Annotated in this window: 18 protein-coding genes; all 18 read right to left on the bottom strand. The window is 64.1% G+C overall.

The window, feature by feature from the left end:
- Positions 1 to 2: 2 nt before the first annotated feature.
- The 18 genes from OD750_RS03270 to rplF all read right to left on the bottom strand — a co-directional run bounded on the left by OD750_RS03270 (position 3) and on the right by rplF (position 24,494).
- The gene (locus OD750_RS03270; RefSeq protein ID WP_263542777.1) at positions 3 to 8,792 is read right to left on the bottom strand and encodes an HYD1 signature containing ADP-ribosyltransferase family protein; all 8,790 of its coding nucleotides are present in this window, start codon (positions 8,790 to 8,792) and stop codon (positions 3 to 5) included.
- 376 nt (positions 8,793 to 9,168) lie between these two features.
- Entirely contained in the window at positions 9,169 to 10,008 is an 840-nt protein-coding gene (locus OD750_RS03265) for a TIGR02452 family protein (RefSeq protein ID WP_263542776.1), read from the bottom strand.
- Positions 10,009 to 10,081: 73 nt separating this feature from the next.
- Positions 10,082 to 11,356, bottom strand: a complete 1,275-nt coding sequence (locus tag OD750_RS03260; protein WP_263542775.1) for an amidohydrolase family protein — start codon at positions 11,354 to 11,356, stop codon at positions 10,082 to 10,084.
- A complete protein-coding gene (locus OD750_RS03255) occupies positions 11,356 to 14,523 on the bottom strand; it encodes an amidohydrolase family protein (RefSeq protein WP_272841766.1) in 3,168 nt (1,055 codons plus the stop codon). The genes OD750_RS03260 and OD750_RS03255 overlap by 1 nt, the downstream gene beginning before the upstream one ends.
- Positions 14,524 to 14,668: 145 nt before the next feature.
- Positions 14,669 to 16,066 carry a class II 3-deoxy-7-phosphoheptulonate synthase gene (locus OD750_RS03250; RefSeq protein ID WP_263542773.1) on the bottom strand — a complete coding sequence of 466 codons (1,398 nt, stop codon included), beginning with the start codon at positions 16,064 to 16,066 and terminating at the stop codon, positions 14,669 to 14,671.
- Between the two features lie 96 nt (positions 16,067 to 16,162).
- A complete protein-coding gene (locus OD750_RS03245; protein ID WP_263542985.1) occupies positions 16,163 to 16,687 on the bottom strand; it encodes a disulfide bond formation protein B in 525 nt (174 codons plus the stop codon).
- A 43-nt stretch (positions 16,688 to 16,730) separates the two neighbouring features.
- Positions 16,731 to 17,963, bottom strand: a complete 1,233-nt coding sequence (locus tag OD750_RS03240) for a Dol-P-Glc:Glc(2)Man(9)GlcNAc(2)-PP-Dol alpha-1,2-glucosyltransferase (protein ID WP_263542772.1) — start codon at positions 17,961 to 17,963, stop codon at positions 16,731 to 16,733.
- 68 nt (positions 17,964 to 18,031) lie between these two features.
- Positions 18,032 to 18,418, bottom strand: a complete 387-nt coding sequence (gene rplQ / locus OD750_RS03235; protein ID WP_263542771.1) for a 50S ribosomal protein L17 — start codon at positions 18,416 to 18,418, stop codon at positions 18,032 to 18,034.
- A 30-nt stretch (positions 18,419 to 18,448) separates the two neighbouring features.
- Positions 18,449 to 19,444, bottom strand: a complete 996-nt coding sequence (locus OD750_RS03230; protein ID WP_263542770.1) for a DNA-directed RNA polymerase subunit alpha — start codon at positions 19,442 to 19,444, stop codon at positions 18,449 to 18,451.
- Positions 19,445 to 19,462: 18 nt separating this feature from the next.
- Entirely contained in the window at positions 19,463 to 20,089 is a 627-nt protein-coding gene (gene rpsD / locus OD750_RS03225) for a 30S ribosomal protein S4 (RefSeq protein ID WP_263542769.1), read from the bottom strand.
- 11 nt (positions 20,090 to 20,100) lie between these two features.
- Complete coding sequence (gene rpsK, locus OD750_RS03220; protein WP_257385382.1) at positions 20,101 to 20,493, bottom strand: 30S ribosomal protein S11; 393 nt, start codon at positions 20,491 to 20,493, stop codon at positions 20,101 to 20,103.
- A 15-nt stretch (positions 20,494 to 20,508) separates the two neighbouring features.
- Positions 20,509 to 20,865, bottom strand: a complete 357-nt coding sequence (gene rpsM / locus OD750_RS03215) for a 30S ribosomal protein S13 (RefSeq protein WP_263542768.1) — start codon at positions 20,863 to 20,865, stop codon at positions 20,509 to 20,511.
- Positions 20,866 to 21,011: 146 nt separating this feature from the next.
- Positions 21,012 to 22,325: a preprotein translocase subunit SecY gene (gene secY, locus OD750_RS03210; RefSeq protein WP_263542767.1), complete on the bottom strand. Its 1,314-nt coding sequence runs from the start codon at positions 22,323 to 22,325 to the stop codon at positions 21,012 to 21,014.
- A gap of 3 nt (positions 22,326 to 22,328) precedes the next feature.
- Positions 22,329 to 22,763, bottom strand: coding sequence for a 50S ribosomal protein L15 (rplO, locus tag OD750_RS03205; protein WP_263542766.1), 435 nt, complete (start codon positions 22,761 to 22,763; stop codon positions 22,329 to 22,331).
- A 25-nt stretch (positions 22,764 to 22,788) separates the two neighbouring features.
- Positions 22,789 to 23,004, bottom strand: a complete 216-nt coding sequence (rpmD, locus tag OD750_RS03200) for a 50S ribosomal protein L30 (protein WP_425508204.1) — start codon at positions 23,002 to 23,004, stop codon at positions 22,789 to 22,791.
- Positions 22,994 to 23,506, bottom strand: a complete 513-nt coding sequence (rpsE, locus tag OD750_RS03195) for a 30S ribosomal protein S5 (protein WP_263542765.1) — start codon at positions 23,504 to 23,506, stop codon at positions 22,994 to 22,996. Before rpsE ends, rpmD begins: the two co-directional genes overlap by 11 nt.
- 77 nt (positions 23,507 to 23,583) lie before the next feature.
- Positions 23,584 to 23,943 (bottom strand): 50S ribosomal protein L18, encoded by a 360-nt coding sequence (gene rplR / locus OD750_RS03190; RefSeq protein ID WP_263542764.1) that lies wholly within the window; start codon positions 23,941 to 23,943, stop codon positions 23,584 to 23,586.
- A gap of 23 nt (positions 23,944 to 23,966) precedes the next feature.
- Positions 23,967 to 24,494 (bottom strand): 50S ribosomal protein L6, encoded by a 528-nt coding sequence (gene rplF, locus OD750_RS03185; RefSeq protein WP_263542763.1) that lies wholly within the window; start codon positions 24,492 to 24,494, stop codon positions 23,967 to 23,969.
- Positions 24,495 to 24,502 lie beyond the last annotated feature (8 nt).

Raw genomic sequence — 24,502 nt, 5'->3', positions numbered from 1 at the left:
ATCTACCTCTTCTCAAAGGTGGGATTTTCAAGAATCACATCTCCCTTAACCGTAAGCTCCCAGACTTTTGTTTTCGGATTGTACACACGATCTATCTTATCCGCAGGAACGTCGGTTTCCACGTAATTCTGACCTTTGCCTCGCTTAATTCCAAATTTTTCTTCGGCGTCCCTCGGAGACAGCGGCTTTCCTTTGGCCAGATCCGCGAATACTTTATTCTGGTCGGAGGCCTTAATGACCCCACTCTCTGCAATCCCCTTTATTCCACTATTGCTCGTGTAGTGCCTTATCCTGATCATTTCCTTGACCGAGGAGATTCCGGACTTGACCCGAGTTACTATTTGCCGCGGGTTCAGGTAGGACAAATACGACAAGTATCCAACTTGCGAATTGTACGCATCAAGGTCGGCCTGATTTTGAGCAGGGTCAAACCCGAAGAATTTTTCCGTCATCCAAACAACGGTGCCCGCGGAAACGGCATCCGCCAATGTCAGGACAGCACCCCTCTCTGCATTACCTCGAGGCTTTTGAACGATTTCCGATGTCGCAATCTGAGCGAAGACCGTGCCGCCGCGGGACGCCATATCCGCAATTTGGTCAGGTGCTTGGCAGATCTGCGGTGTATATCCCTGCACACTCTTGAATCCATCGACTACCTGTCCGATCGACCCGGCGAATGCCGTTACCGCGCTCTGAACGTTTTTGTCCGCGATCTTGCCGAGCTCGATGGTATCCCCGGCACTATTCGTCGCCGTAACGGTCCCATCTTTGTAGACATTGATGGTCTCAATTTCCCCGACCGTCCCTGTGCATTTATCGTCTTTGTCGCAGGAAAAGAATCCAGTGGGATCCGTCCCCGAGAGGGGGTTGTTGGAGATATAGGCATAAGGATTGAGACTCTGGCTGTTCTCCGGAAACTGGATGAATGGATCGACGCTAAGGAATCGACCCAGCCTGAAGTCGTAAGCCCGACCATTCATATGAATGACCTCGGGACCCGGAGTGCCATTCGGTGCCGTGATGTGCTCGTGCCCGGTAAAACCCTGCCGCGTTGCGCCGAGATTCGTCGTTGCACTCGCGCGCGACTTGAAGTCGCGATCCTTCGGCATCCCGAACGCATCGAACGACAGCAACGCCTTCGACGGCAGACCCCATTGCGTCTGTTCGAACAGATTGGCGACGTCGTCGTTCATGATCGCGAGCGCCGAACCGAGGCGATCGCTCGCGCGGTAGTTCGTCCTGCGCGTCGTGCCTGGCCCATACGTCACCACGGCCTCCCCGAGTTCGTGACGTTGAGTTCTCTGCGTGCTATCGGCCAGCAGATACTCTTCTTCATAACCGCGCGGACCGCGCAGCACGCGCCAGCCGCTCATGCCGGCGCCTTTGCTGATCGTGTCGTACCGATCGCCGCTCGGCGTGTAGTAGAACTCCGTATAGCTCGTCGCAGCGACGATGCCGATCGGCCGGTTCGTCGCGTCGTAGACGATTTTACGCGGCTGCAGATAGTTGCCACCGTTCGTACTCGTGGCGATGTTGCCGTTCGCGTCGCAGGTATACGTCGCCGTCGAATTGTTCGATCGCGCAATGCTCGTCGCCACGTTCGTTCCGCAGCCGCCGGTTCTTGTGGCCGGATACTGGTATGCGGTAGGGGACGTCGTGCTGAAGTCGCTCTTGAACGTGAAGTTGCCGATGGCGTCGTAGCCATAAGTCACCGCAGACCCGGTCGACGGCGTCGCACGCGTCAGACGCTGCAAGCGGTCGTAGGCATAGGTTTCGGTGGCTATCGGGTTGAGCTCTCCCGGCGTCGTTCGCGTCTGGCTCTTCAGATTGCCGAAGCTGTCGTAACCGTAGGCGATCGCGTCCTTGGCCGCCTGCCCTGGAATCAGCCACTCGCGCTGCAGCGACTGACCCGTGCTGGCAGCCGCCGCGTATTGGCCGACGATGCCGTTGCCGTAGCGCTGGACCGCGACGTTGCCCCACGCATCTTTCGACTCGATCGCCCAAAGACGAATGCCGGTATCCGCATCGAGCACGTCCTGCACGTCGCCGTTCTTCGCGTAAATGGTCTGGACACGCAAGCCGCTGGGGTACTCGATGCCTTTCTCGCGACCATAGTTCGCGTCGTAGAAGAACTTCGTGACGAGATCGTGCAGGCCGGGCTGTTCGAGTTTGATCGAAGTTTTCGTTTGCGTCGGTCGCGCAACGGTGTCGTATTCGTACGCTTCCTGCCATTTCAACGTGCCGTCGACGGAACGACTGACGTCGTTGAGCAAGCCGTTGACCGGGTCGTAAGCCCAGGCATCGACGACGGTTTCGTAGCGGCCGGCATCGTAGCGATCCGGGTTGGTGCTGGTCTGGAAGACGACGCGGCCCAATGGATCGCGTAAGTTGACAATCGTGTCGAGCAGGCGTGCATCCGTCTGCTTGCGCAGCTCGCCGAACGGGTTGTAGCTGAACGTCCAACGACCCATGTTCGGATCGTCGAGCACTTTGCGATGGCCGAGTTCGTTGTATTGCGCGAGCGTCGCGCTCCCCGGCGGATTGCTTGCATTTGCTTTGGCGTCGCGAATCGCAATCGGCCGCTTGGCCGCGTCATACCAGTAGGTCGTGACGCCGTTGAGCGTATCCGTCGTTCGCACGAGACCCAGCACGCTGTTGTCGCGCGACATCACCATGCACAGCGGATTTGCGGACGCCAGCGAGCAACTCGGATCGTTCGCGGTGCGAACCCTGACCGTCGTGCGATTGCCGTCGTAGGTGTAGTCCGTGACGACGTTGCCGTTTGCCGCATCCAGTTCGCTGCCGGGACTCGTCTTGGTCTTGACGCGCCCAAGCCGGTCGTACGTCATCACGGTTTCGTAGGCAGCCGCCGCTTGCGCACTTGTCAGCTTGAACGGCGCACTCTGGTTCGTCGTCGCTCCCATCACGTCATAGTCGATCGTGGACGCAACGAATGTGAGATTCGCGTCTAGACTACGCGCGGCGCGCTTGATCTCGCGTCCGAGCAAGTCGTACATGACGACTTGCGTCGGGCTGCCATTCTCGACTGTGACAACGCGGTATGCCGCAAAGCGGTCGGCATTCAGGCCGCTGCGATTCAAGGCGCCGGCGCCGACGCCCGGACAGACGCCGTTCGCGCACTTCTGCCAGGCAGCACGCACGGGCTGCTTGATCCGCTGTCCCGCAAGATTCAGCGTGTCGACGGCAACGGCTCGGCCGAACGCGTCGTACGTTGTGACGATTTTTGTTCCAGCCGATAAATCTTCCACGATACTCGGCTGTCCGTCGCGCGCGCGCGTCGTCGTGCGCATGCCGAGTTTGAGGTAGCCCCCAGTATCGTTCGGATACTTGATTTCGGACGCGAAGTAGCCGTCCGTCCCGTCGAACAGCGTTTCGACCTGGCGAGTCTGGCCCGCCGGCAATGGACGCTCGTCGGCGCGACGAATTTCCGTCGTCACAAGCGTGGGCAATCCGTAGTTGACGGTAGCCGACGGATAGGCATACCGCGTGATCGTATGCTGCTCGTCCAGTTCCAAACCAGTTTTCTGAGCCTGCAACTCCACTTTTTTCGGGGTGCGATCGTCGTTCCACTCGTACGTCGTCGCCAAGGTTTGCTCGGGCGTTGCCGCACTCGCCGGCAACGTATGTTGCGCGGCGTACGTCACAGGAAGAACCGTTCTTTGCGTCGTGGACAGCTTGTCGACCCACCAACTGCTGCCGGGCGACGTATACGTGTTCACCGCGCGCGTCGTCGCAGTAACGTATTCGTCGGCAGACTGCGTTTCCTGGAACAACGAATTGCCGTATTGGTCCCAGCCGGGCTGCGTCTTGACGCCGTTGTAGTTGCGCACCTGCGTCGATGCAATCTGTCGCGGAGTTCCGCCGCCTTCGGCATTTACGAGGTCATACGTCGTCGTCAACTGCTCGACAAGGAACGGATAGTTGGTCGGCTGAGCTGCGGACGCCGTATCGCAAGCAGCCGAAGTCGCGACCGCGCAACCCCAACTGTACGATTCCACTTTGACGGGATTGATGGCGTTCGTACCGCTCGGAACGCCGGTTTCCACGCGCTCGACTTTGCCGGTCAACGGAAACTTCTGGTGGTACGTCGTGGCAATCCGCAGCCGGCGATTTTCGGCCCCGCTGAGCGTCAAGTGCTCCTGCAGAATCGTACGGAAGCCTTGGAAACCTCGACCGCGGCTGTTGTAGATCGCTTCGCGATAGCTGTAGGTCCAGCTGCGGAAGCCGAACATGCCGAAACCGCCCAAGGTACTTCTGCGACCCATCGAACCGACGACGGGCATCGAGGAGCGAAAGTAGAAATGTCGCGTATCGGTGTACGCGCTCTCGTTCGCCGGTAGTTCGTACAGCGGCATCGTATTGCTGCCCGTGCGGAACGCTTTGCTCGACATCGGGAAGTACGACCAGACCGCGTTGTCGCCCAAGCCGTTCTGAATCGAAGAGACGAGATCGGGCAGCAGCGGCGGACCGCCGGCGTTTTCGGCGATGCCGACATTCTCGTTGATCCAGGTGCGCATGCCGTTTTCGAGATCGGTCACCGACACGGTCGTAAGCCCGCCGTTCTGCCCCGGACTCAACGCGATATTCGAAGGGCCCGACGCGCCGCCGACATACTGGCAGGCGTCCGGACGGAATCCCCCCGTGTAGCAGCCGATCTGGAAAATCGAATCGACGAGACCGTCGCCATACATGTCGTCGGAAACGTCGACTTCGCTGTCGCCGGCCAGTTTCATCACCACGCGATGAGCTGCAGCGCTCGCACCGGGACCGGACGTGTTGTCGAGGGGAACGGACGTTGCGGTGAACGAAGCCGGGCCCGTCTGCTCGAAGCGAATCGCCGCCATGACATAGGCAGATTTGTCGAGTTCCGAGTACGACGCCTTGTGCACTATCGGGGTGTAGAGATTGTCGACGGCGACTTCCGTCGGCGGAGCGGGTTTGTAGACCGGGAACTCGCTGAGCGCGGGCAACGAAAACGCGCTCGAACCGTTGATGGCTTTGCGCGGATCGTCGCTGCACATCCAGACCTGATTCGTACAGACCCGAGGGCCGCTGTCGCCCTCGCCATTGCCGCCCTGCCAACCGATGTACGGGCACGCCGGCGTATCCTCACGCGACACGTGAGTCACGGTCGTGTATTGGCAGTGACGGGCCGCGAGCGCAACGGGATACAACAGGTTCGGTCTGCCGTCCGAGTCGATATCCATCGTCGGCAAACGACCGGCGTAACGCATCCTGGGCTGCGATCCGGCCGAAGGGCTGCCTCGATTGACCTGCATCAGCAGCGCATCCGCATTGCCGTCCACAATGATCGCGTTGCCGAATCCACGCCCTGTCGAGAGCTTGATGCACCAGGTGCCGCGATCGGCCTCGACCGGAAGCACCGGCTCGGGCAGTACGATGTCGAAATTGCTGCCGTCAGAGCATCCGCGTCCCGTCACTGTCGCGAACAGCAAGTCGGTAAGACCGTCGCCGTTGACATCGAGCCAGTAGCGCGCCGATTCCGGCAGCGCGTAAGCGCCGTTCGGGTAGAGGTTCAACGAGCCCGGCGAGCAGTTTTGAAAACGATCGACGGTAAGCGGCGTACAACCGGGCAGCACGGGTTCGCCGGCAGCCTTCGACAGCAGCATGCGCTCGACGCGATCGCCGGTACTCGTGCGATACGTGATCAGAATGTCGCGGATGCCATCGCCGTTGAAATCGCCCGGCGCGCTCGGTCCGCTTTGTGCCGTCGGGATGGTCCAGTTGGAAACCTCCGCGCCCTGCGCGAATCCGACCTGAACACTGGTGCCGGAACGACTCGTCGTGTTCCGGTAGAAACACAGCATCTGAGGGTCGAGCTGCGACGACGGTGCGACATAGGCGCCGTTACAGTCGCTGCCTTGCTTGCGGCGCAGCAGCAGATCGGCAAGACCGTCACCGTCACGATCCTCGAGAGAAACGACCTGATCGCCAGTGGGCACGTTGAGCGGAATACCCTCGAACGTCCCCAAAAGCGATCCGAACGCGGCGCCGCGCGCACCTTTCCAGCGATACAGATACAGCTGATTGTTCTGCGCGCCGAGGATGTCGGCTTTGCCGTCGCCGTCGATATCGGCGACGTAATCCGGGCTGACGTAGGCGATGTCGGCCGAAAGCGCGGTAATGTCGAGCTTTTGCGGCGTATCGCGGTCCGCCGACTGCTTCACCAGCCAGACGGCACGGCGCAAGTTCTGCGGGCTCTCCGGAGCGCTCGGGTTTATTTTCTCCCATTGGTGAACGACTATCTCCCGCACGCCGTCGCCGTCCAGGTCGCCGAGCGGCTGGACGCGCCGATCCACTTGCGCGCCATTGGGCATCGCTGTCGGTTCGGGCAAGTCCGCGACAGTCAGCGAGCGCAGAACATTGTCCGGCGGTGCGTCGTTCCAATCGACCATCGTCGGCGCCATGCACTTTTCCACGCCGCCGTCGTAACCGCACTGCGTAATCTTCTGCAATTGACTGCGAGCGCTGTATGTACCGACCTGTTGACCCGTCAGCGGCTCGGCATAGTCGAGCTTGTAGGTCATTACCCGTTCGCCGGTGCCGATCCATGTCTCGATGCGAATCAGGCGTTGCGTCTGCATCGTGAGCCCGCCGGCGATGTAGCTCGACGAGCGGTCGCTCGCGACGGGGCGCAGCTCCGTCGCGAATATCACACGCCGATTGCCTGCGTTGTCTCCTTTGCCGGTGTACTTGATTTCGCTGAGGAGAACTTCGCCGTTGCCGTGATTGGCGTAGAAAAAGAACTGATTGTTTCCAACGCGATCCTCGACCTTCTCGACCTGCCAGTTCAGCGTCGTATTGACGCCCGACGGCGAAACGCGCGAGTTGCGGTCGTTTGCTGAACATCCGTTGCCAGACGGGACGCCGCCGTAGTACGCGATGCGGCCGTCCTTGTGTTCGACGCGAAAACACGCGTCCTGCCCGGCAAGACTGCCGCCGAGCTGCGTGACACGCGCAAAGTTGTCGATTTCGGTGCGATAGATCGCGTTCGCCATGCCGTAGCCGGCGAACTGGTCGAGCTTCGGGTTGCCGTGCAGCGATTCGAGTACCACCAGGCGCTGACCGTCGAGGCACAGCGCGTCGCTGCCGTCGAGACGAACCGCGACTGCCCGCCCATCCTGATCGAGTGTGCGCGGACACCGATGGATTGCGCTGGATGCGGAAAGCGACCAGCCCATGCCGGCGATGCCGTTGCCGGCACGGCTGCTGTAGGAAAGCGCAACGGCAGGCTGCATGCCGTTGCGGCCCGGAGGCAAAGCTATGGGAATCGTATACGTTGCGGCACCACCTTCCGTCGACGCCTCTCCGGCTACTGCACCGACCGTCGGGTCGTGTTCGCCGAGGTCGCAGCTCGGACCGCTCACGCAATCGACCGGTTCGACGTTCGCATCGGCGATATCGGTGTCGAGCAACGTGCGCACTTCCGGGGTCGTCCGCTGCAAGTAGCCGTCCGCGGGGGTCCAATACAAGATGCGGTACTGCACGCGATCGCCGACGGCGACATCGTCTTTATAGATGCCGCTACCGCCGATGCCGATCGTTTGGATGTTGCCGGGATTCCTGAGGTCGATCCGTTTGACGATCGCGCCCTGGTCGTGGCTGGTCCAACTCACGGTGAACCGGCAGGTCGTCTGGCCCGTCGGAACACGGCAGACCGATTTGTCGACAACGACGTGATCGACGTCGAAATGAGAAACAGGCGTCGGATCCGGCCAGGGCTGGGTCGGCAGCGTCGGCAGCGGCCAACGCACCTCCGCCGTGGCCGAACCGGTGACGTTGGCTTCCGCGAGCGCCCGCACCGACATTTGGCCGCTGCGGACCCCCGTAATGTTGCGCAGGAAACGGTTTTCCTTGGTCGACGTGTTGCCCGGCAACGCAATGATATCGAGACAGCTGTCGCTCGCGCAGTCGCTCAACATCGGCCAGCCGTTGAGCCTCTTGTGGCGGAAGTAGCGCAGGATGCCGCGGCTGTTCGGCAGGTCGTTCAACGTATCGGACGTCGGCGAACTGGTGCCGTAGTTGTCGCTCGACTGCAACCAGACCGGATCCCGATTCTCGTCGTAGATCGCGACGGTCGCCGTTTCCTGATACTGCTGCTGGCTGTCGAGCGCAATCAGAAGATCGACGCCCCAGCCGACATAAGGGTGTGTGTTCGGCGCGTCGTAGAACCAGTTCGACGAATACGCCTGACTGAGCGAGCCCTCGACCTGCCCGTTGCCGTCGCGGTAGTAGTCAAACAGGCATTCGTCATGAGCCACCGTATCGGCCCAGGGATTTCCGGCATCCGTAAACTGCCAGCGCACGGCAGCTCGCGTCGTCGTCTGGCGCGGGAACGTGATCGACACCAGACCTACTTCGGTGCTGATGCGGTTCTCATAGGTCGGCCCGTTCCATTTAACGCGGAACAATCTCGACTGCCAAATCGACTCGCCGGTCACCGAATTGAATTGGGGTTCGGTCGACGCGCCGGTGAACCAGACGGGCCGCCCGTCTTTGTCGAACGTGAACAGCGTCAGATACATCGACTGCTGGCCGTCGCCGTAGAAAAAATCCCAACCGATGCCCTTGCGATTGGGATTCCACCAACGACCGGGAAAGGCATGAATGTCGCCGGGCTCCGTCGGTACGGTCGGCGAAGTGCAGACGCTGGCCGGCGGTGGCGTCAGCAGGCTGGTCGCCTCGGCGCGGCCGAAGCCGAGTGCCGCCAGTGGGGCGGCTGTCAAGAGAAATGATTTCCAGAATTTCATCGATGCTTTACTCAAGAAGCTTGCAGCTTGGATTCGGACGCAAGGGCTCTCCTTCGCCCGAAGGGCGAAACAAAGCGCTCGCGCGTAATCAAAGAGGGATGAAGCCCGATACTCAGGCGGTTAGGATCGGCAGCACATTCTTGCCCCTGTTGTTCGTCGTCAATTGCGCAGTCCGGCGGCTGATCGCCCGGCCCAACCTACTATTCGGGAAACGGCGAAAAACGTGATCACGAACGCTCAACGCTCGGACACGACCTGCCGACTGTGCCGATGGTGGGCGACATCGGTTTCAGGATCTGAGATTTGCGGGCAATACCACCGCAGACGAATGCGTCGACCTCAGGCGAGCGGCCGGCAACGCTTTGCTCGCTATTCGCTACGACGCCAGTTCGTCGTGAAATGCGCGAAATGTCGATTCGGCCGATGTCGTATCGAACACCGAAAATACGACGCTCTCGAAACGGCCGCACCACTCCGGACTGCGCAGCGGCTCGGCAAACATCGCCGCGACGCGGCGTGGATCGTTGCGAAACACGCCGCAACCCCACGCGCCGAGCACCAGCCGGTGCCACCCTTGCGACGCCGCCAGCGCCAGCACATAGCCCGCCCGACGGCGCAACGTCGCCTCGATCAGCGGCAGCTCGTCGCGCCGCTGCTGCGCGATCGCGCCGGCGTTCGGCGCGGCGCTGGTGATGAAGTTCACGAAGCGCGGCACGTCGAGCAGCGCACCGTCGTCGTCGCGAAAGACGGGGCATCGCGGCGATGCGATCATCGTGTCGGAATACAGCAGCGACGTCGACGCGCGATGTCGCTCGTAGAACGCCGGCGCCGCGAGTTGCGAGGCATACAGCGCCGAGCTGCGCGCGAGCGATTCTTCCTGCGCCTGCGCGCCGCTCAGGAAACCGCCGCCCGGATTTTTCGCCGATGCGAAGTTCAGCGCGGCCACGTCGCCGGCCTCGGCGACGAGCCTTCGCACGCCGGCCAGCGTCGTTTCGTTGACGACTTCGATACGCGTCGCGAAACCCGGCGACGGTCGCGCCAGCACGTCGCGTTCGAGCGCCGACAGATCGTCCGGCGTATACAACCGCGTGGCCTCGCGGCATTCGCGAATCGCGGCGGCGACTACGATCGTGGCGCCGCGCGGCGCCACATAGCTGCCGCGCTCGATGATGCGCAGCGTTTCTTCCGCCGCTGCCTTGCGTGCGTCCCGATTCATCGCCGTAGTGTACGTCGTCGCCGCGCCATGCGGCGGCCGGGCGATGCGCTGTGCGTATCGCCCGGCCGTGCGCTCAGTCGCGCGGCTTGCCTTCGTACTTGCGCTGGTACTTTTCGTACAACCGCGTCTGCTTGTTCGCCATGTTCACTTCGCGGCCTTGTATCCACGCGCGCTCGACTTGCGTCGCGTCTTCCAGCGCGTCGCCGTTCGCGACGAACAGCGTCGCGTCCTTGCCCGCGTCGAGCGAGCCCAGGCGATCGGCGACACCGAGGATTTCCGCCGGGCTCAGCGTGATCGCCCGCAGCGCGTTCTCTGCGCCGAGGCCGAACGCCGCGTAGCTCGCCGCCTGGTACGGCAGGTTGCGCTCGTTCGACGAGCCCTGCGCGTCGTTCGCGATCGCGAAGCGCACGCCTGCTTTCGCAAGCTTGCCCGCGTTCGCGTAGATCGTGTCGTACGCTTCCCAACGCCGCAGCGGCAGGTTGTGCGACGAACCCAGGATCACCGGCACGTCGCGCGCCTTGAGTGTATCGGCGAAACGCCACGCGTCGACGCCGCCGACCAGCACGATGCGCAATTGTTCACGCCTGGAAAATTCCAGTGCTTCGCGAATCTGCACGGCGTTGTCCGCGTGCACGAACAGCGGCGTCTTGCCGTCGAGCACCGGAATCATCGCCTCCCAGCGCAGATCCTTCTTGCCGGCGCCCTTCGCCGCGCGATAGGCGCGCGCGTCGCGGAACGCCTGATCGATCTCGCCGAGCTTCTTCTTCGCCGCTTCCGCCGCCTTCTCCTGCGCCTCGCGCGGCAGCCACGGCGGCACGCGCGTCGACGGCCACGCCAGATGTACGCCGACCGGCTCCTTGAGGCTCATTTCTTCCCAGGTCCAGCCGTCGAGCTTGATCAGCGCCGACTGTCCGGTGAGCAGACCGTCGTCGCCCGCCTGCGGCACGACCAGCACGCTGAGCACGCCGTTCGCTCTCGCGACCGGCAGCAGTTCGCTGTCGGCGTCGACCGCGACGAGCGCGCGCGCGTTCGGATTGACGGCACCGACTTCGGCCTGGTCGACCGTCGCGCGCACGGCGTCGACTTCGGTCAGGCCCATGTTGCTGTTGGCGGCGAGATAGCCCGGATAGATGCGCTTGCCGGAGAGGTCGATGCGCTCGGCGCCCGCCGGTGCGTCGACTTTGGCGCCGAGGGCGGCGATCTTGCCGCCTTCGATCAGAAGCTCGCCGCGCGGAATCACGCCGTGGCTGACGGTGTAGAGGTCGGCGCCCGCGAGCACCACGGGCTTGTCGGCGGCGTGCACGGAACCGGCGAGCGCTGCGAGTACGGCAATCAACAGGGTTTTCATCAGTGAGCCTCCTGCGCCGAGCAGGTATTGACCGGTTCGCCGTCGTGGTACGGGCCGCGCAACGTCGCGAAGTGCACGAGATCGGCGGTCGTGACGCCGCCGTCGTGAGACCCCGCGAACTGCGGCTTGGCGCCGTCGTCCTTCTTGTCTTTCTTGTCGTCCTTCTTCGCGAGCGCCTTGACGCGCTCGGGCAGGATCTTGCCGATCAGGCGTTCGCGCTCGGTCTCGATGCGCGCGCGCTCGGCGAGATCGTCGTTGCGGTCGAAGTATTTGCGGCCGTCGACGTAGGTCTGCTCCGGCATCGCGAGCGACGACAACGGACTTGCGTTCCAGATCGCGAAGTCGGCGTCCTTGCCCGCTTCGAGCGAGCCGACGCGCTGGTCGATGCGCAGGTTCTTCGCCGCGTTCATCGTTACGAAATTGAACGCCTCGACTTCGGAGAGATCGCCGTATTTGATCGCCTTGGCGGCCTCGGTGTTGAGGCGCCGCGACAGTTCGTCGGAGTCGGAATTGAACGACGCCACCACGCCCTGCTTCGCCATCAGCGCGCCGTTGTACGGAATGGCGTCTGCCACTTCCATCTTGTACGCCCACCAGTCGGTGAAACCCGACGCGCCGGCGCCGAGCTTCGCGAGCACGTCGGCCACCTTGTAGCCCTCGAGGATGTGCTGGAACACCGGCACGATGCCGAAGCGCTGCGCGAGGCGCGCGAACGCGAGGATTTCGTCCTGGCGATAACTGTGGATATGGACAAAACGCTTCTTCTGCAGAATTTCCCAGACGGTTTCCAGGCGCAGGTCGCGCCGCACCGGTTCGCCCGACTTGCCCTGCTTCGCCAGCGCCTCGCCGTATTCCTGCGCGGCGAGGAACGTGTCGAGATCGATCTGCTCGACGCCCATGCGCGTCTGCGGATAGCGCTTGGTGAACGTGTCGCCCCAGTTCGACTGCTTGACGTTTTCGCCGAGCGCGAACTTGATCGTCGGCGGCGCGTTTTCGAAACGCAGGCCGTCGGCATCGGCGCCCCAGCGCATCTTGATGATCTGCGACTGGCCGCCGATCGGGTTCGCCGAGCCGTGCAGGAGCTGCGCGGACGTCGTACCGCCGGCGAGCACGCGGTAGATCGAGATGTCGGTCGGATCGAGCGCGTCGCCGATGCGCACTTCGCTCGTCACCGCGTGCGAACCTTCGTTGACGCCCTTGGCGACGGCCATGTGCGAATGCGTGTCGATGATGCCGGGCGCGACGTGCTTGCCGCGGCCGTCGATCTCGACCGCGCCGGCCGGCGCCTTGACGCCTTTGCCGACCGCGACGATCTTGCCGTTCGCGACGGCGATGTCGGCGTCTTCGAGCTTGCCCTGCGGCCCCTGCGTCCAGATCGTCGCGTGACGCACGACGAGGTTCTGCGCGGGCGGCGGCGCGAGGCGGCCGAATTCGCCATACGGATAACGGCGCTCGCGCGACGGCAGCGCCGGTTTCGCCTTCGCGGCGTCCGCGACGCGCGGCTTCGCCGTCGCGAGCTTGCCGCTGACCTGGAACTCGCGCGCGCCGTCGATCTGGCCGCGGCCTTCGACGCCGTCGGCGGTCAGCGACAGCACGACGGCGAGCCGCTCGCGCTTGACGCCGACGAGCTCGCCCGGCGGATACAGGCTCAGGCGCCGGTCGCCGACGCTGACCGGAAAACTCTTGTCGCCGGCCTTCGCGGTGAGGTCGGGCAGGTCGCCACCGATCTCGATCGACGCCGGGCCGTTGACGCCGCGCCACGTGAGGTTCCACACGCCGCGCGGATCGGGCGTGTCGACGCTCGCGACGGCGTAGCGCTTGCCGTCGATCCAGGTTTCGTAGATGCGCGCCTTGTCGGAGCGGAAGAGGTCCGCGTCGGCGACGACGATCTGCGCGAGCTTGCCCGGTTCGAGCGTGCCGAGCTTGTCGGCCGCGCCGAGCATCGTCGCCGGCTGCACGGTCAGCGCGGCGAGCGCGAACTGCTCGTCCAGACCGCTCGCCACCGCCTTGCGCAGGTTCGCCCAGAACTGTTCCTCGGGCTTCTTAAGGCCCGCCGACGTGATCGCGAACGGCACGCCCGCCTCGGCGAGCACGCGCGCGTTGAACGGCGCCCATTCCCAGTGTTCGAGTTCGGCCAGGCCCACGTCGAGCGCGCGCTCGGGATCTTCGACGGCGGGCGCTTCGGGATACGCGAGCGGCACGACGACCGGCACGCCGGCGTTCTTGATGCGCGCGACCTCGCGATATTCGTAGCCGTTGCCGCCGAGGATCAGCTTGAGCTTGAACTCGGCGCCAAGCGCCAGCACGCGCGCGTAGTCGAGTTCGTCCTCGGTCGCGAACAGCACCGGCTGGCGGCCGGCGAGCGGCGCTTCGAGCGCGTCGAGCGCGAGGTTCGCTTCCAGGCGCTCGGCATCGCGGTGCTTGGCCTGCCAGGCGAGCCGATCGTGCTGCCAGCGCGTGTCGTAGAACGTCTGTCGCATGAGCGCGATCGCACCCATCAGCGAACCGGGGTACTCGTTCGCCGGAAAGCGGCTGAGTTCGAAGGCGAGATGCTGGGCGACCTGCGGCTTGATCAGCACGTCGTTCGCGCGCGTCGACTCGCCCAAGGCTACAAGCGCGCTTTGTCCGCGAAAGATACCTTTGTCCGGTGCGCTCAGCACCGTCGTGAAACCGAGCTTGCGCAGCGTTTCGGCCTTCTTCGCGTCGGGCTTCAGCTGCTGCGCGACGTCGCGCTCGGGCCGCACCTTGCTGTTCCAGTGCCGAGCGCCCTGCTGCGGCGTCGGCGAGAACGGCATGGCGATCGGCGGCTGCGACGCGGGCGGCGCGGGATCGGCAACCTGCGCGTAGTCGGTCTGCGCGTCGACGAAGCCGGCGAACACGGTCTTGCCGGCGAGATCGATCTCGAGCGCGTCGGCCGGCGCGGCGCCGCTGCCGGCCGAGACGATGACGCCGTCGCGCATGACGAGCGTGCCGTCTTCGACGACCTGCCCCGGTTTGACGACGAGCCGCGCATGGCGCAGCGCGATCAGGCCCGGTGTGTTTTCACGCAGCCCCTCGACCGGCGCGGTATCGACCTGCGCGAGCGCGCCGCCGATCGATCCGGCCAACCCGACGAGCACGCCGAGCGCGGCGGCCGGTCGGTGTATACGAAGCATCGTTCTGCGCATGCGCGATCCCCATCACGGCGACAAAGGCCCGAGCATAGCGGTCCGTTCAGGCCGCGCTACAGGACGAAAGTCATGCATCGGCACGCCGGAAACGACGATCCCGGCCGCGGCCGGGATCGTTCGGTACGGCGTGTGGCGAAACGCGTCAGACGGATCGCGCAACCGGCGCGGAACCGGCCTGCTTGCGCACGATCAGCATCGCAAGCTCGATCGACTGTTCGTAGTTCAGACGCGGATCGACGGTCGACCGGTACGCGCGTGCCAGGTCGGTTTCGGTGAGATCGCGCGCGCCGCCGAGGCATTCGGTCACGTTCTCGCCGGTGAGCTCCAGATGCACGCCGCCGAGGCGCGAACCGCACGCGGCATGGATGTCGAACGCGCGATCGAGTTCGCCGCGGATGTTTTCGAAGCGGCGCGTCTTGACGCCGACGTTGGTCGATTCGGTATTGCCGTGCATCGGATCGCACGTCCACAGCACGCGCGCGCCTTCGGACTTCACGGCCTCGACCAGCGCCGGCAGGTATTGCTCGATCTTGTCGGCGCCCATGCGGTGGATCAGCGTCAGGCGGCCCGGTTCGTTGTCGGGATTGAGCACGGCGAGCAGGCGCTTCAACTGCTCGGGCTTCACCGACGGCCCCACCTTCACGCCGATGGGGTTGCGGATGCCGCGGCAGTATTCGATGTGCGCGCCGTCGACGTCGGCGGTGCGCATGCCGATCCACGGGAAATGCGTCGACAGGTTGAACCAGCCCCACTGGCGCGGCACCTGACGCGTCTGCGCCTGTTCGTAGTGAAGCACCAGCGCCTCGTGCGACGTGTAGAAATCGACGCGGGAGAAACTGCCGATCGGCGCGCCGTGCAGCGTTTCCATGAAGCGCAGCGAATCGCCGATCGATTCGACCATGCGCTGGTATTCGTTCTGCAGCGGCGAGTATCTGACCCAGTCGAGATCCCAGTATTCCGGGTGGTGCAGGTCGGCGAAACCGCCGTCGATCAGCGCGCGCACGAAGTTCATCGTCAGCGCGGAGTGCGAATGGCCTTCGATCAGGCGCTGCGGATCGGGCCGGCGCGCCGCTTCGGTGAAGTCGACGCCGTTGACGATGTCGCCGCGGTAGCACGGCAGCGTCACGTCGCCGCGCGTTTCGACGTCGGCCGAACGCGGCTTGGCGTACTGGCCGGCGAAGCGACCGACGCGCACGACGGGCAGCTTGAGTCCGTGCACGAGCACGAGGCTCATCTGCAGCAGCACTTTGAGGCGATTGGAAATGAGGCCCGACGAGCAGTCGTCGAAGCTCTCGGCGCAGTCGCCGCCTTGCAGCAGAAAGCTGCGGCCTTCCTGCGCGTCGGCGATCTGCCGGCGCAGGTTCATCACTTCCCACGACGTGACGAGCGGCGGCAGCGCCGCGAGCTTGACCAGCGCGCGTTCGAGCTCGCCGGCGTCCGGATATCGCGGCTGCTGCACGGCCGGCCGGGTTTGCCACGAAGCCGGGCTCCAGTCCTTGGCTTCACGTACCGGGGTGATGCTGCGCTCGCTCGATCTCATGACACGTCTGGCTTTGTTGCGTTGCGGAAACCGATCTTGCCACAGCGGTTCCCGCACGCAAGCGCATTAGCGCCGACGCGGCGCCGTTATTGCCAATTATCGTATCGGCGGGCCGTACGGCGACTTGTCGCGCTTCCACGCGGCGATCAGCGCAAACAGCGCGAGGCCGACGAACCAGACGAGACACCATGCCGGCATCGACAGGCCCAGGAACGTCCAGTCGACCTTGGCGCATTCGCCCGAGCCGGTCAGCACGAGCTGCAGCGTCTTGCCGAGCGGAAAGGTGTCGAGCATGTAGCCCAGGCCCGGGCCGCACGAGGGCACCTGGTCGGCCGGCAGATGCGTCAGCCACACGTGACGGCCCGCGATCGCCGCGCCGATGCCGCCGGCGATCAGCACGAGGATCGCGTAGACCTTGCGCCCCCATCCGCGCGGACCGTGGATCGCGCCGAGCAGAAAGAACACGCCCATCGCCGCGAACGCGATGCGCTGCAGGATGCACAGCGGGCACGGATCCTTGCCGAGCTGGAATTGCGCGAACAGCGCATACGCGAGCAACGCGACGCAGGCGACGGCGCCTAAAAGATACTGGCCGCGAAACGGCCACCGGAACGGGTTCAGTTGCATGTTTCGGATCCGACGATGAGAAAGGTGCAGACAAGACCTACAGGTACCAGTTCCCGGAAATCATGCCGTGGAACAGGAAGACCGCGAGAATGCACCAAAGTGCCAGCGTCGCCAATTCGGCGCGGCGCGACAGCGGTACGCGAAACGCGAGGAACAACGCGAGCGGGATCAGGTAGTAGCGCTGTTCGACGAGCCACGACAGGCACACGAACAGCGCGCCGAGCGGATACAGCCAGCGCGCCGAAGCGTTGACGAGCGGCTGCCAGGCGATGCCGACGGCCGCGAGCGCGGCGACGACACCGAACAGCGCCTTGAACGCAGCCGATGCCTGCGTCAGCTGCAGCGTGCGATTGCGCCACGACACCGAATTTTCGATCAGATTGTACGGGTGATCGACCGCGAACGCGGCGTAATACAGTCCGACCAGCGCCAGCGGCAGCACGATCAGCCATGGCCGCGTGAGCAACTGCGCGGCGTAGCGGCGCAGGCCGTCGAGCACCTGCAGCGGCAACAGCAGCGCGGCGCAGAACAGCATGAAGTACAGATTGCCGACGTGAAGGCTCGCGTCCGGATGCATCGCCGACTGCAGCGGCGAGAACGAGATCGATCCGTTCCACGCCCAGTAGCCGGCGAACACGACGCACGGCACGAGATACGGCCACAGCGGCGGCAGCGTCGTGCGCAGGCTCGCGAACCCTTGCGCGCGCAGCGCGGGCCACGCGGCGAGCGCGACGAGGAACGCGATCCAGTACACGTTGTTCTGCCGCATCGCGAGCGCGAACACGAGGATCAGCGCCGCGCGCAGATGCCGTGCGCGGACGCTCGCTTCGGTCGCCCACAGCATTGCGGCGAGCGACGCGACGTCGGTGTAGATCAGGAACGCGAACGGCGCCATCAGCGGAAACGCGGCGAACTGCGCATCGCCGAGCCAGTCGTCGCGTCCGAGCGCCGCACGCCGCAGGCGCACGAAGCCGGCGATCGCGAACAGGCACGCGGCGCCCGCGATCACGCGCGCGGCGCCGAGCCCGTCGAGGCCGAGCGCGCGCATGATCGAGGCGATCAGCGCGTGATACGCCGGCACGGTGGTCATCGCATCGCGCATGAAGCGCCAGTCGCCGCGCAGGAAAAGTTCCAATTGCGGCACATGCGCGTACTCGTCGCCGCGCAGTTCGGCGCCGGTCGCGGCGTAGACGCAGGCCGCGAGCCATGCGAGTGCGACGACGGTGGCAAACGTCCAGGCGTTGCGCGTATCGGTTGCGGACAAGGTCATCCTTCGATCCCGCAGGCAAAAAAAGCCCAGGACGTCGCCGCCTGGGCTCTTTCGATCTTGCGCGAGGCTTACTCGGCCGCGTCGTCGCTCGCGGCGCGCGGGCGGTCGACGAGTTCGACGTACGCCATCGGCGCGTTGTCGCCGGCGCGGAAGCCGCACTTCAGGATGCGCAGATAGCCGCCCTTGCGCTCGCGGTAACGCGGGCCGAGGTCGACGAACAGCTTGCCGACGGCAACCTTGTCGCGCAGACGCGCGAACGCGAGGCGGCGATTGGCGACGCCGTCGGTCTTGGCGAGCGTGATCAGCGGCTCGGCGACGCGACGCAGTTCCTTCGCCTTCGGCAGGGTGGTCTTGATCAGCTCGTGCTTGAACAGCGACGACGCCATGTTCTTGAACATCGCTTCGCGGTGGCTGCTGTTGCGGTTGAGCTTACGGCCGGACTTCATGTGACGCATGGTCGTGTTTCCTTAGATTATCTCGGCCGCTCAGCCCATCATGCCGTGGGTCAGACCCATCGGCGGCCAGTTTTCGAGCTTCATCCCGAGCGACAAGCCACGCGCGCCAAGCACGTCCTTGATCTCGGTCAGCGACTTCTTGCCCAGGTTCGGCGTCTTGAGCAGCTCGACTTCCGTCTTCTGCACGAGGTCGCCAATGTAGTAGATGCTTTCGGCCTTCAAGCAGTTGGCCGAGCGCACGGTCAGTTCCAGATCGTCGATCGGACGCAGCAGCAGCGGGTCGACGCCGCCCTTCTCTGCCTTCGTGTCGGCGCTTTCGCGGCGCGTGAAGTCGCCGAATACCGAAAGCTGATCCTGCACGATTTCGGCCGCCTTGCGGACGGCGTCTTCGGCGTCGATCGTGCCGTTCGTTTCGACGTCGAGCACGAGCTTGTCGAGGTCGGTGCGCTGTTCCACACGGGCCGCGTCGACTTCGTAGGCCACGCGACGGACCGGGCAGAACGACGCATCGAGCTGCAGGCGACCGATCGGACGCGACTCTTCTTCCGGCAAACGGCGCGCGGTGGCCGGCTGGTAGCCGACGCCGCGGACGATCTTGAGCCGCATGTTGAGCGCGATGTCCTTGGTCAGATGGCAGATCACGTGGTCGGGATTGACGATCTCGACGTTGTGATCGACCTTGATGTCGCCGGCGGTGACCACGCCCTTGCCCTTGCGGCTCAGGCTGAGGGTCGCCTCGTCCTGTCCATGCATGCGGATCGCGACGTCTTTCAAGTTCAGCAGGACTTCGATCACGTCTTCCTGCAGACCTTCGAGGGTCGTGTACTCGTGCAGCACGCCGTCGATTTCGACTTCCGTGATGGCCGCGCCCGGGATGGACGACAGCAGCACGCGGCGCAGCGCGTTGCCGAGCGTGTGGCCGAAGCCGCGCTCAAGCGGCTCGACGATCACCTTGGCGCGGTTCTGGCCGATGCGCTCGACGCCGATACCGCGCGCGCGCAAAACGGTGGTAGACGAAAGGGCCATGTAGCCAACTCTCCAGAATTACTTCGAATAAAGTTCGACGATCAGCGCTTCGTTGATGTCGGACGGCAGATCGGAACGCTCCGGCACCGACTTGAACATGCCGCTGAACTTCTTCGCATCGACTTCGACCCAGGTCGGCGCCAGATCCATCTCCTGCGAGAGGGTCAGGGCTTCCTGGATGCGCAACTGGGCGCGCGACTTTTCGACGATCGCGATCTGGTCGCCGGCCTTGACCTGGAACGACGGCAGATTGACCTTCTTGCCGTTCACTTCGATCGCCTTGTGGGCGACGAGCTGGCGGGCCTGGGTGCGCGTGACCGCGAAACCCATGCGATAGACGACGTTGTCGAGGCGCTGTTCAAGCATCTGCAGCAGCGAATCGCCGGTATTGCCCTTCTTGCGCGACGCCTTCGCGTAGTAGCTGCGGAACTGGCGTTCGAGCAGGCCGTAGATGCGCTTGACTTTCTGCTTCTCGCGCAGCTGAACGGCGTAGTCGGACATCTTGCCCTTGCGCGCCGCACCGTGCTGGCCCGGCTTCTGCTCGAGCTTGCACTTGGAGTCGACGGCGCGAGCCGGGCTCTTGAGACTGAGGTCTGCGCCTTCGCGACGCGCGAGCTTGCAGGTAGGACCGATATAACGTGCCATGTCGGAGCTCCTTACACGCGGCGACGCTTGGGCGGACGGCAGCCGTTATGCGGAATCGGCGTGACGTCGATGATGTTGGTGACCTTGTAGCCGAGCGCGTTCAGCGAACGCACGGCCGACTCGCGGCCCGGGCCGGGGCCCTTGATGCGCACTTCGAGCGTCTTGAGGCCGTAATCGAGCGCAGCACGGCCGGCCTTCTCGGCAGCGACCTGCGCGGCGAACGGCGTCGACTTGCGCGAACCACGGAAACCCGCGCCGCCCGACGTCGCCCAGGACAACGCGTTGCCCTGACGGTCGGTGATGGTGATCACCGTGTTGTTGAAGGACGCCTGCACGTGGACGATACCGTCGGTAACGACGCGCTTGACTTTCTTTTTGGTCTTGGCAGCTGCCGGCTTGTTCATAGTCTCTGTCCGCAATTACTTCTTGATCGCACGGCGCGGACCCTTGCGGGTGCGGGCGTTGGTGCGCGTACGCTGACCGCGAACCGGCAGGCCGCGGCGATGACGCAGGCCACGGTAGCAGCCGAGGTCGATCAGGCGCTTGATGCTCATGCCGACTTCGCGGCGCAGGTCGCCTTCGACCGTGTACTTGGCCACTTCATGGCGCAATTTTTCCACTTCGGCCTCGGTCAGGTCTTTGATTTTGCTGGCCGGATTCACGCCGGCAAGCTCGCAAACCTTCTTGGACCGCGAGCGGCCGATGCCGAAAATACTCTGCAAACCGACCCACGCGTGCTTGTGGACCGGCAGGTTGACACCTGCAATGCGCGCCATGTAACTCTCTCCGAAAACGGGCTGAAAGCGCAGTGAACTGAAAATTGTACCTTGATTCGCGGGAAATACCAAATCCCGCCCCGGAGAGACTCCGGAGGTAACCCCAAACCGCGCCGATCACCGATCGGCGCGGGTGCGCGAGCGGCTTAGCGGCCGCCGCGCAGATTCGATTTCTTCAACAGGCTGCCGTACTGGTGCGACACCAGATGGGCCTGAACCTGGGCGGTGAAGTCCATCACCACGACGACGACGATCAGGAGCGACGTACCGCCGAAGTAGAACGGCACGTTCCACGCGCTGCGCAGGATGTCCGGAATCAGACATACCGCGACGAGATACAGCGCGCCGGCGCCGGTCAGACGGGTCAGCACATCGTCGATGTACTCGGCCGTGGCCTTGCCCGGACGGATACCCGGAATCAGCGCGCCCGACTTCTTGAGGTTGTCGGCGGTTTCCTGCGAGTTGAACACCAGCGCCGTGTAGAAGAACGCGAAGATGATGATCAGAGCCGCGAAGATGACCATGTAGATCGGCTCGCCCGGCGCCAGACCGGCCGTCAGGACCTGCAGCCAGCGCATTTCGTTCGAGCTGCTGAACCACGTCGCGGCCGTGGCCGGGAACATGATCAGCGACGACGCGAAGATCGCCGGGATGACGCCGGACATGTTGAGCTTCAGCGGCAGGTGCGAGCTCTGGTTCATGTACGCCTTCGCACCACCCGTACGCCGCGCGTAGTTCACCGTGATGCGGCGCTGGCCGCGTTCCACGTAGACCACGAACGCCGTCACCAGGAGCACGATCGCGACGATCACAATCACCTTGAGCGGATTGAGCTCACCCTGCTGCGCCATGCCGAGCGTGTGAACGACCGCGCCCGGCAGACCGGCGACGATGCCGGCGAAGATCAGCAGCGAAATACCGTTGCCGATGCCGCGCTCGGTGATCTGCTCGCCCAGCCACATCAGGAACATCGTGCCGGCGGTGAGGCCGACCACCGAGGCGAAGATGAAGCCTGCGCCCGGGCTGTAGACCACGCCCGGCTGGCCGTTGAGCGCCGCGGAGACGCCGAAGGCCTGGAACGCCGCCAGGAACACCGCGCCGTAGCGCGTGTACTTGGTCAACGTGCGACGGCCCGATTCGCCTTCCTTGCGCAACTGCTGCATGCTCGGGACGACCGAGGCGAACAGCTGCACGATGATCGACGCCGAGATGTACGGAACGACGTTCAGCGCAAAGATCGAAAAACGGCTCAGTGCACCGCCCGAGAACATGTTGAACATGTCGATGATGCCGCCCTGATTTTCCATCAGGCGGGCCATCGCCTCGGGGTTGACACCCGGCACCGGGATGAACGATCCCAGGCGATAGATGATCAACGCGCCGATCACGAACAGGATGCGCTGCTTGAGCTCGGTCAGTTTGCCGAGCGACGCGAGCATGTTGGCCTGGTTGGCGGCCATGTATTACTCCACGCTGCCGCCAGCGGCCTCGATCGCGGCTTTGGCGCCGGCGGTGACCGCCACGCCCTTGAGCTTTACCGCGCGCGTGATTTCGCCCTTCTTGACGATCTTCGCGCGCTCGGCGCGCGACTCGACGAGACCGGCGGCCTTGAGCGCATCGAAGTCGACGACGTCGACGTTCAGCGAGTCGAGCTTGTACAGCAGCACTTCGCTGACTTCGTGAGCCTTCTTCGAGCGGAAGCCGACCTTCGGCAGGCGGCGCTGCAGCGGCATCTGGCCGCCTTCGAAGCCGGCCTTGACCTTGCCCTTGCCGGTGCGCGCGAACTGACCCTTGTGGCCGCGGCCGGCGGTCTTGCCGAGGCCGGAACCGATACCACGACCGACGCGCGTGCGGGACTTGCGGGCACCGGCGGCGGGCTTGAGCGTATTAAGACGCATGATGTACTCCGAATTCCTTGTGGGCTCAGGCCTGGTCTTCGACGGCTACGAGGTAGTAGACCGTGTTGATCAGACCACGCACCTGCGGGCTGTCTTTCAGCTCGCGCACGTCGTTGAGCTTGCTCAGGCCGAGCGCCTTGACGCTCAGACGATGACGCGACTGCACGCCGCGCAGGCCCTTGACCAGGCGCACGCGCACCGTCTTGGACTCGACGGCAATTGCCGACTTCTTACTCGCCATGACCGGTCACCTCTTCCACGGACTTGCCACGCTTGGCGGCGATGCGATCCGGCGACGCCATCGCGATGAGGCCCTTGATCGTCGCGCGCACCAGATTGATCGGGTTGCGCGAACCGACGGCCTTCGCCAGCACGTTCTTGACGCCCACGACTTCGAGCACCGCGCGCATCGCGCCGCCGGCGATGACGCCGGTACCGGCCGAGGCCGGCTGCATGAAGACGCGAGCCGCGCCGTGGTTCGCCTTCACGGCATGCCACAGCGTGCCGTCGTTGAGCTTCACGCTCGTCATGTTGCGACGCGCACGTTCCATCGCCTTCTGGATCGCGACCGGCACTTCACGCGCCTTGCCGTAGCCGAAGCCGACCTTGCCGTCGCCGTCGCCGACGACGGTCAGCGCCGTAAAGCTCATCTGCCGACCGCCCTTGACCGTCTTGGCCACGCGGTTCACGGCGATCAGCTTTTCCAGCATGCCGTCGCTGTTTTCACGTTCGTTTGAGGACATTTCGCACCTTGTGGCTCCGAACGGGCGGAGCGCTTTGCTTACGGCACACAGGCCGCTTGGAGTTGTTGTTGTTGTTCTTAGAACTTGAGACCGGCTTCACGCGCCGCATCGGCCAGTGCCTGGATGCGACCGTGATACTTGAAGCCGGAACGGTCGAAAGCAACCGCTTCGACGCCGGCGGCCTTGGCGCGCTCGGCAATCGCCTTGCCCACCGCCGCGGCGGCGGCCTTGTTCTTCGTGCCCTTCAGGCCTTCGGCAACCGAATCCTGCAGGGTCGAAGCGGCCGCGATGACCTTGTCGCCCGACGGAGCGATCACCTGGGCGTAGATGTGCTGGCCGGTGCGGTGCACGGTCAGGCGAGCCACGCCGAGGTTGCGGATGTGTGCGCGCGTCGACTTGGCGCGGCGCAGACGGGATACGTTCTTGTCCATCGTCATTCTCCGAAGCTGAAGCGCCGTTATCAGGCCTTCTTGGCTTCCTTCAAGGTGATCTTCTCGCCGGAATAGCGCACGCCCTTGCCCTTGTACGGCTCCGGCGGACGGAATCCGCGGATCTTGGCGGCGGCCTGACCGACGGCCTGCTTGTCAGCGCCCTTGATCAGAATTTCGGTCTGGGTCGGGGTTTCCAGCGTGACGCCTTCCGGCGCCTTGAACGTCACCGGGTGCGAAAAACCCAGCGTCAGCGCGAGATCCTTGCCCTGCATCGCGGCGCGGTAACCGACGCCGACGAGCTCCAGCTTGCGCTGATAGCCTTCGCTGACGCCCTTGACCATGTTGTTGATCAGCGCACGCGCGGTACCGGCGAGCTTGACGTCGTCGGCCTTGGCGGCGCTGAGCTTGATTTCGCTGCCTTCGATGGCGACGGTGACGCCCGGGAAAGCCACGGACTTCAGCGTGCCCTTCGGGCCCTTGATCGTGACGCCGTCGGCGTCGACCTTGCACTCGACGCCCTTCGGCAGAGCGACCGGCAGTTTTGCTACGCGAGACATTGTTGGCT

The organism is Tahibacter soli (genome assembly GCF_025717065.2).
GTDB lineage: Bacteria > Pseudomonadota > Gammaproteobacteria > Xanthomonadales > Rhodanobacteraceae > Tahibacter > Tahibacter soli.
This window is presented reverse-complemented; position numbering and strand designations above follow the sequence as displayed.